A 7886-nucleotide genomic window follows, 5' to 3' on the forward strand; every position below is an offset into this window, starting at 1 on the left:
GACCCGGTCCATCCCCCCGTCCACGTCTCCGCTGCCGTCCACCTCCCCGTCCCGGCCTCCCATCCCGAATCCGGCGCCGAACCCGGAGACCCCCAGCGGTACCCCGTCTCCCCACTCCGATCCGAGTGCGACGAGCTGCCCGTCGGGGACGACGACGGACGCTGGTGGGCGCTGCACGTCCAGTTCGCCGACCTGCCCGGCCGCAGCCACGCGCAATGCGGGCGGCCCCTGCGACCAGCACGGTCCGACCTGCCCACCGAGCACGCCTCGATCGGCCGACGCGGCGGCGTCATCACCGCCGAACGGTGCCTGCCCGCAACCCCGGTGCACCTCCGGGCCGGCGTCAACGTCAACGCCGGGGACGGGTACGGGGATGGGGGCAGACAGGGGATGTGCTGACGGCGATCCCCGGCACTGCGCGACGCCCGCCCCCGCGTTGCCGCTCGGCCTGGTCGATGGGACGCCCTGCCCCACGGAGGGCACGAAGACCACGTCACCTCCCATCACCTCGTCCCCGGCCACCGACTCCACCAAGCCGGGCTCCAAGGGGGAGAAGGAGACCTCGGTTACCTGTCCGGACGGCTCCGTGCGCCGATCGGCCGACCAGTGCCCCCTGCCGCAGAAGGCCTGCCCTGGTTCGGTGGTCGGCGTCGCCGTGGGCGAAGCCTGCCCGCCGCCGCGGCCATCCCCGCCGGTCCCGGTCGTCTGCTGGGACGGTTCCGTGCGCGCGGCGACGCTCGACTGCCCCGCCGGGCGCCGGCTCTGCCCCGGCGGCCTCGCGGTTCCGCTGGACGAGCAGTGCGCGGCACCCACCCCGTCCCGCTGCCCGAAGGGGACGGTGCGCGTGCTGGGCGTGTGCACACCCGTGTCCGAGCCCGGCGTGTCCGAGCCGGATGTGGGGGAGCCGGATGTGGGGGAGCCGGATGTGGGGGAGCCGGTGGCACGCGAGGCACGTCCCGGTGAGCTGTTGTTCGACCGGAGCGCCGTGACGGCCGGAGATACGCTGTTCGCCCGGGGTGCCGGCTGCAGACCCGGGTCGCAGGCCGTGCTCACCGCGGGCGGCGAGCTGGTCGGACGGACCGTCGCCGACCAGGACGGCACGTTCGAGACCGTGGTCCAGTTCGCCAGCTTCCGGCCGGGTTACCGTCCGGTCACCGCCGCCTGCGGAGCTAACCTCACCGCCGGTATAGACATGGTGCTGGTCTCCGCGGACACCAGCGCTTCGCCTTCGTCGGTGCTGCTTCCGCTCTTCCTGGCGCTGTCATTCCTGGCCGTGCACTACCAGATGGCGGCCCGTGGACGTCGGCGTGCCAGGTCGCAGCGTCGCTAGGTGCCAGGCGCCGCCGGGCATTACCGGGCGTTGCCAGGCGCGGGTGGCCTGCTGACCGACAACCTCGACAACCTCGACAACCTCGGGATCCTCGACAACCTCGGGCGGGAGTGATCAGCTAATGTCCCACCCACCCGGCCGGAGTGGACCCGCGGACGGACCCGCGGACGGACCCGCGGACGGACCCGCGGACGGACCCGCGGACGGACCCGCGGACGGACCCGCGGACGGACCCGCGGATCGTGCGGCCTCCGAACCGACCGAGGTCGGTCCCTACCGGCTGGTGCGGCGTCTCGGCGCGGGTGGGATGGGGACCGTCTACCTGGGGGAGAACGCCGCCGGTGGTCTGGTCGCGGTCAAACTGATCCGGGCGGATCTCGCCCGGTTGGCCGAGTTCCGCAGCCGGCTCAAGCAGGAGGCCGACAACGCCCGGCGGGTCGCTCGTTTCTGCACGGCGGCGGTCCTCGACGTCGACATCACCGCCGATCCGCCTTATCTGGTGACCGAGTACGTCGACGGGCCGACGCTGTCCGAGGCGGTTGGCACGCGCGGCCCGTTGACCCCGGCGGAGCTTCATCAGCTGGCGGTGAGCATGACCACCGCGCTGATGGCGATCCACCGGGCCGGACTCGTGCACCGGGATCTGAAGCCGTCCAACATCCTGCTGTCCCGGCTCGGGCCGAAGGTGATCGATTTCGGTATCGCGCGCGCCCTGGACTCCGCGACGGTACTCAGCGGGGATCGCCAGCTCGGGACGCCGGCGTTCATGGCGCCGGAACAGGCCCTGGGCGAGCAGGTCACCTCGGCGGCGGACGTGTTCGCCTGGGGCGGTGTCCTCATCTTCGCCGGGACCGGTCGTTACCCGTTCGGTAACGGCCCCGCTCCCAGCGTGCTGTACCGGACGGTCAACGATCTTCCGACGCTTGACGGCTTCGAGGACAGCCTGCGGCCCCTGGTCTCCGATGCGATGCGCAAGGCAGCGGCGGAGCGACCCACCGCCGAGAAGCTCTACGCGCGCCTTCTGGACCTACGTGTCGAAGCCCCGATGGCGGTCAAGGGGCTGTCCCTGTCCGAGGTGACCGCGCTGATCCGGCCGCTGAACACGTCCCCCGGCGGCGCCTCCGGAACGTCGGCGAGCGACGCCGACCTCGCGGGTCCGATCACGCCCGTCACCGGCCATCAGCCGATCGGACCCCCGCCGCCCGCGAACCTGATCTCGTTCCCGGGGCCGGGCATTCCCGGGGCACCAGCCCGGTCCGGCCCGTCGTCGGTTCCGGGCCCGACCTCTTCTCCCAGGCTCGGGTCGTCCTCGTCGGGGAGCGAGGCGTCACCGTCCGGGCCGGATGCCCGCTGGCGGCCGGGCGCAGGCTCGTCGTCCCGGTCCCGGGACTTCGCCGATGCTCTGGTGACGGTCTGGACCGAGGACGAACACAGCCAGGACCCCGGGCGAGGAGTGTCCTCGTCGTCCTCGTCTCAGCGGTCGTCCTCGTCGTCGCGGAGGTCCCCGTCCGCCGCGCCACCGGGCGACCGGGCCCGCAACCGACGTCCGCTGATCATCGTTGCCCTGGTGGCCGCCGTCACCGTGCTCGTGACGACGGTTGCCATCGTGTCCACCAGGGGCGGGGGCTCGCGGACCGAGATGAGCGTGCCTGAGGCGGTCGCCGAACGGGCGCTGCTCCTCCAGGACGGCAACACGGGACTCGCTCGCCGGCTCGCGCTCGCGGCCTACCGCGCCGAGCCGCGCTCGGCCAGGACCCGGAGCGCGATGATCGCGCTGTTCGGTGCCGGGATCACCCCGACCACCATCCCCGTCGGGACCGGTGCCCTGCTGGCGCTCGCGGTGAGCCCGGACGGGCACTGGACCGCGGCGGGGAGCGACAACGGAACGGTCACGTTATGGGAAGTCGTCGGTCGGACCGAGCTGGTCCGGCGCACCTCCGTCTCGGTGCCGAGCCGCAGCTGGGTCGAGTCGCTGGCGTTCAACCGGGACGGTGGCCTGCTCGCCGCGGGCCATTCCGACGGCACGATCCGACTGTGGAACCTGCACGACCCCGAGCAGATGGTCCGATGGTCAACCGTCCAGGCCCACACCGACGCGGTGCAGTCGGTGGCCTTCAGCCCGGACAGCAACACTCTCGGGTCCGCGAGTGCGGACGGCATCGTCGCGCTGTGGGACGTCACGGACCCGGCGCGTCCGAAGCAGCGCGTCCGGGCGGACGGTCAGACCGGGGGAGTGCGCTCGATGGCCTTCGCGCCTAACGGCACCCCGCTCGCGTTCGCTGGTGAGGACGGCACCGTCCATCTGTGGAACATCCGGGACGCGGCGCGGCCGACCGCGGGTGGAATCCTGCGCGGGCACAGCCGTGGGGTGCGGTCCGTGGTCTTCACCGGCGACGGAGGCGTTCTGGTCTCCGGCGGCGTCGACGCCACGGTGCGCCTGTGGGAGGTGCGGTATCCGGATAATCCCGCCCGTGGCGTCGCCACCGGCTCTCTGGGCGGGATCCAGAGCGTGGCCTTCGAGCCGGGTGCCGACGTCGTCGCCTCCGCCGGCGATGACGAGACGGTCCGGCTGACCGACATCTCCCGTCTGGACACGCCGATCCTGCTGACCCAGTGGCACGGGCACACCCAGCCGATCAGCGCGATCGCCTTCGTCTCCGGCACGGGCGTCGTCGTCTCGGCTGGTCACGACGGGACATTGCGGCTGTGGGACGCCGAGCCCGGCCGGCTCGCGGACACCGCGTGCGCCGATCCGGCGAACCGGATCACCGCCGGTGAATGGAGCACTGCCTTCAGAGATATGGGCTACCGGGCTCCCTGCGGCTGAGCTGACGACGGGCCGGCCGGTGGGGGCGGATGGTCCTGACGGCCTGGGCCGGCTCCCTCCCACCGGTACGACGGCCAGCGTCGACACCCGTCGGGCCAGTGACGAGGTCATCGCCGCACCCGTCGGTGGACTCGGCCGGAATCTCTCGACGTGGGGTCGCCGAAACCGCGACAAAATAGCGATGGAACCGTGACGTTGCGTTTACTCGCCGGCTATGCCGACCGGCCTAGCCGTGCCGGGTTGATCCGCCCGTCCAGAGAGGCCCGTCGGGCGGCCAAACCGGGCGTCGCCGGGCGCGATGCTGAACAGTGTCGAATCCGACCGTGTTGGGAGGCAGCGATGCTCCGTCACAGCTCGACGCCCGCGCATGTCGTGGCGCGCGATCTATCCGTTGACTACGTCACGGAGGAGGGGGAGCGAGAGGCGATCTCCGGCACACTCCGTTATGACCCGGCTGATCCCTTCGCCATCGAGTTGATCCTACGTCCCGGTGAAGAAGCCATCACCTGGATCTTCGCCCGCGCGCTGCTGGCCGAAGGGATCGAGGTTCCCGCCGGGACCGGCGACGTGCGCATCCGGCCGACGAAGTCCAGGGGGCAGCCTGTGATCATGGTGTCCCTGTCCAGCCCGTCGGGGCATGCCGATCTCGAGTTGGCGAAGTCGAAGGTCACTGCCTTTCTCGCCGACTGCCACGGGCAGGTTCCAGCGGGGCGGGAGAGCAACGGCATCGACTGGGACAACGAGCTTCACATGCTGCTGCGCACTCGGAACACCTGACCGCTTCGGGTGTTCTCAAAGATCTCACCATGAACTCTGGTAATGACGATTCTGGGCGGGGTACCGGTCCGTTCCGCGGCGCGGATACGGGGAGCCGTAGCCGTCCCCCGCCCGTGTCCAGCGCGCCCGCTCAGAAGGTGTCGGGCGCGCCTTCGATCGGCTGCCAGACCTGAATCTCCGGGGGTCCCTCGACGCCGGCATCCCGCATGAGGGCGGCTATCTCAGGCTGATTGGTGAAGAACTCCTGGAACGCCTCCGTGGAATCCCATTCATCGAGGATGATGACCTGCCCGTGGCCGGCAAGGAAACGATGGTGCAAGGCTCCTACCTTTTTTGCCTGCTCGGCGATGGATGTGAAGATGTCTGCCTTCGATGCGAACAGCTGCTGAAGAGCGGCTGGATCGACTGAAGAGCGGCTGGATCGACGTTCAGGGTCACGGCGACGATGACACTCATTTTGAACCCCCCTTATGTTGCCTGACTCGGGCGACTGTAGCGCATCGTCTCAGGATCCGGAAGACGGCTTGTCTGCCTCCGGAGATGCCGCGGCGCCGACCGGCTCGGTGGTGCCGTGCGTCGAGAAACGTGGCTGGTCGGGGGTGGGCATGGTCGGGCTGGTCAGTGGTTCGTCCGTCAGTGGTTCGTCCGTCAGTGGGCCGTCCGACGCCGGTAACCCGGCTGCAGTGCCGGGTTACCGCTGTGGTGGTTGGTGCCGGCGATGTCGGTGCCGGGGGTGACGATCTCGTCGATCGCGTCGAGTGTCGCCTGGTCGATGGTGATCTCGGCCGCCAGGAGGACGTCGTCGAGCTGAGTGAGCGTCTTGGGCCCGATGATGGTCGAGGTGACGGTGGGGTGGCTGTCGACGAAGGCCAGCGCGAGGTGGGTGAGGGACACGCCGGCCTGCTTGGCGAGGGTGGTCAGCTCCTCCACCGCGGTGAAGCGGTCGGGTGCGTGCGGGTCCTCGGAGAGTGCCTGACCCTGGCGGCGGCCGAGCAAGCCCTGTGACGAGTAGCGCGATCCGGCCGGAGCCTGCTCGCCGCGCCGGTACTTGCCGGTGAGCCAGCCGCCGGCCAGCGGGCTCCAGGGGATGATGCCGATGGTGTGGCGTTGGGCGGCGGGCAGGACGGCTTCTTCGATGGAGCGGGCGAAGATGGAGTACTGGGGCTGTTCGCAGACGAACCGTTCGCTGTTACGGCGCCGGGCGGCCCACTGGGCTTCGACGATCCAGTCGGCGGGGAAGGAGGAGGAGCCGAGGTAGCGGACCTTGCCGGCGTGGACGAGGTCGGACAGGGCGCCGAGGGTGTCCTCGAGGTCGGTGTCCCAGTCGTGGCGGTGGACCTGGTAGAGGTCGATGTAGTCGGTGCCGAGGCGGCGCAGGCTATCCTCGACGGCGCGGATGATCCAGCGCCGCGAGCCGCCACGGGAGTTGCGCTCGTCGCCCATGGGGCTGAAGCACTTCGTGGCAAGGACGATGTCGTCGCGGCGGGTCTTGATGGCCCGGCCGACGATCTCCTCGCTCTCACCCTGAGAGTAGATGTCGGCGGTGTCGATGAAGTTGATGCCGGCGTCGAGGGCCCGATGGATGATGCGTTCGCATTCGTCGTGGTCGGTGTTGCCGAACGCGCCGAACATCATGGCGCCGAGACACTGGGTGCTGACCTCGACGCCGGTCCGGGCGAGTTTGCGGTACTTCATGGTATGCGCGGCGTGGAAACCTCCGCGTCCACGCGGAGGAGGAAACGCCGCTCACCCCCTTTCGCATCAGACCGGATAGAAGACGAGCCGTACTCGCCGGTGAAGATCCTGTGGAGATGGAGGGAGACCGAACCGACGGTAGTCGGTGGCGCATCCGTCGGGACCTCCCGTCGGGAAAAGAAGCAGGAACCCGGCCCGCGAGGTCCGGGAATCCCCCACCTGCGGACGAGGGAGGAAGCCAGCCTCGCGCCGACCATAGCGGTGGGAGCGCACTCGAAGTCAACCGGTCGGCAGGCATGGCCCGACATCAGCGGATGAGATCGGTGGCTATCTGGTCGGCGCGGGTGAGGTGATCCTCCACGGTGGTCAGCCAGGCGATCGGGCGGCTCGCGTGTGGATTGTGGTCGGCACCGGCGATCACCGCGAGATGGGCGTCCGGCACGGATCGGGCGAGCGTCTCGGCGGCGTCACGAAGACTGAAGTCCCGTTCACCGACGATGACGGTGGTCGGGGCGCGGATCTCGCCCAACCGGTCCGTGAGGGACGGATAGCTGCTCAGGTCCCGCCAGAGCGCGACGATCGCGTTCGGATCCATCCGGCCGAGCCCCGCCACCGCGCGGTTCCGGCCGGCGTGGACGGCCGTCGCGATCGCCGCCGTCCCTGCCAGCAGGACGGACACGACCCGCTTCGTGATCCCGCCCGTGCCCGTGGCGGGAGCGGCCGCGGTGTCAGCGAGAACCAGGGACCGCACCCGTCCCGGATGGTCGAGCGTGTAGCGCAGCGCCACCACCCCGCCCATCGAGTGGCCGATCAGGTGGACGGCGGGCAGCCCGAGCACGTCGACCACCGTCGCGAGGTCCGCCACCAGCTGATCAAAGCTGTAACCCGCTCGGCCCGTCGTGGCCCAGCCACTCGCGCCATGCCCTCGCTGGTCGTAGGCGATCACACGGCGGGACGTGGCGAGCTCCGGAGCCACCGCGGCCCAGTCCGCCGTGCTGCCGGCGATCCCGTGGAGCAGCAGGACCGGGATGCCGCCACCCCCGCCGCGGATCGTCGCCGGCCTGTCGTCCGACGTCATGGTCCGTGTCTCGTCCGCGATCTGTGTCTTGTCCGTGATCCGCGTCTCGTTCGGGGGACGTGCCTCGTTCGGGGGACGGTCGTCCGCCCGAAGGCGGCCCGGGGGCGGGGGAGTCGGTGACCAGGGAATCTCCGGCGGGGGATCGTCGAGTGGGAAACCCTCTGGCCGTAGCTCTTCGA

7 protein-coding genes are annotated in these 7886 nt (G+C 70.3%); 4 read left to right on the top strand and 3 right to left on the bottom strand.

All coding sequences use genetic code 11. From position 1 onward, the window contains the following. The 4 genes from AC08OO_RS11275 to AC08OO_RS11290 all read left to right on the top strand — a co-directional run. Window positions 1–399: hypothetical protein (locus AC08OO_RS11275; protein ID WP_476618488.1), on the top strand; the 399-nt coding region annotated here is incomplete at its 5' end. Beyond that, window positions 374–1330, top strand: coding sequence for a hypothetical protein (locus AC08OO_RS11280; RefSeq protein ID WP_476609868.1), 957 nt, complete (start codon window positions 374–376; stop codon window positions 1328–1330). The genes AC08OO_RS11275 and AC08OO_RS11280, both read left to right, overlap by 26 nt. Window positions 1331–1451: 121 nt before the next feature. Continuing rightward, window positions 1452–4157 (top strand): WD40 repeat domain-containing serine/threonine protein kinase, encoded by a 2706-nt coding sequence (locus AC08OO_RS11285; protein ID WP_476618489.1) that lies wholly within the window; start codon window positions 1452–1454, stop codon window positions 4155–4157. A gap of 339 nt (window positions 4158–4496) precedes the next feature. Next, window positions 4497–4934 carry an SsgA family sporulation/cell division regulator gene (locus AC08OO_RS11290; RefSeq protein WP_476609867.1) on the top strand — a complete coding sequence of 146 codons (438 nt, stop codon included), beginning with the start codon at window positions 4497–4499 and terminating at the stop codon, window positions 4932–4934. A gap of 130 nt (window positions 4935–5064) precedes the next feature. Here AC08OO_RS11290 and AC08OO_RS11295 read toward each other — a convergent pair whose 3' ends face one another. The 3 genes from AC08OO_RS11295 to AC08OO_RS11305 all read right to left on the bottom strand — a co-directional run. Continuing rightward, complete coding sequence (locus AC08OO_RS11295) at window positions 5065–5253, bottom strand: hypothetical protein (protein ID WP_035733690.1); 189 nt, start codon at window positions 5251–5253, stop codon at window positions 5065–5067. Between the two features lie 329 nt (window positions 5254–5582). Beyond that, window positions 5583–6629 carry an aldo/keto reductase gene (locus tag AC08OO_RS11300; protein ID WP_476609866.1) on the bottom strand — a complete coding sequence of 349 codons (1047 nt, stop codon included), beginning with the start codon at window positions 6627–6629 and terminating at the stop codon, window positions 5583–5585. 307 nt (window positions 6630–6936) lie between these two features. Beyond that, window positions 6937–7886: alpha/beta fold hydrolase (locus AC08OO_RS11305; protein WP_476618490.1), on the bottom strand; the 950-nt coding region annotated here is incomplete at its 5' end.

The sequence above is a fragment of the Frankia sp. CeCAU1 genome, assembly GCF_977971845.1.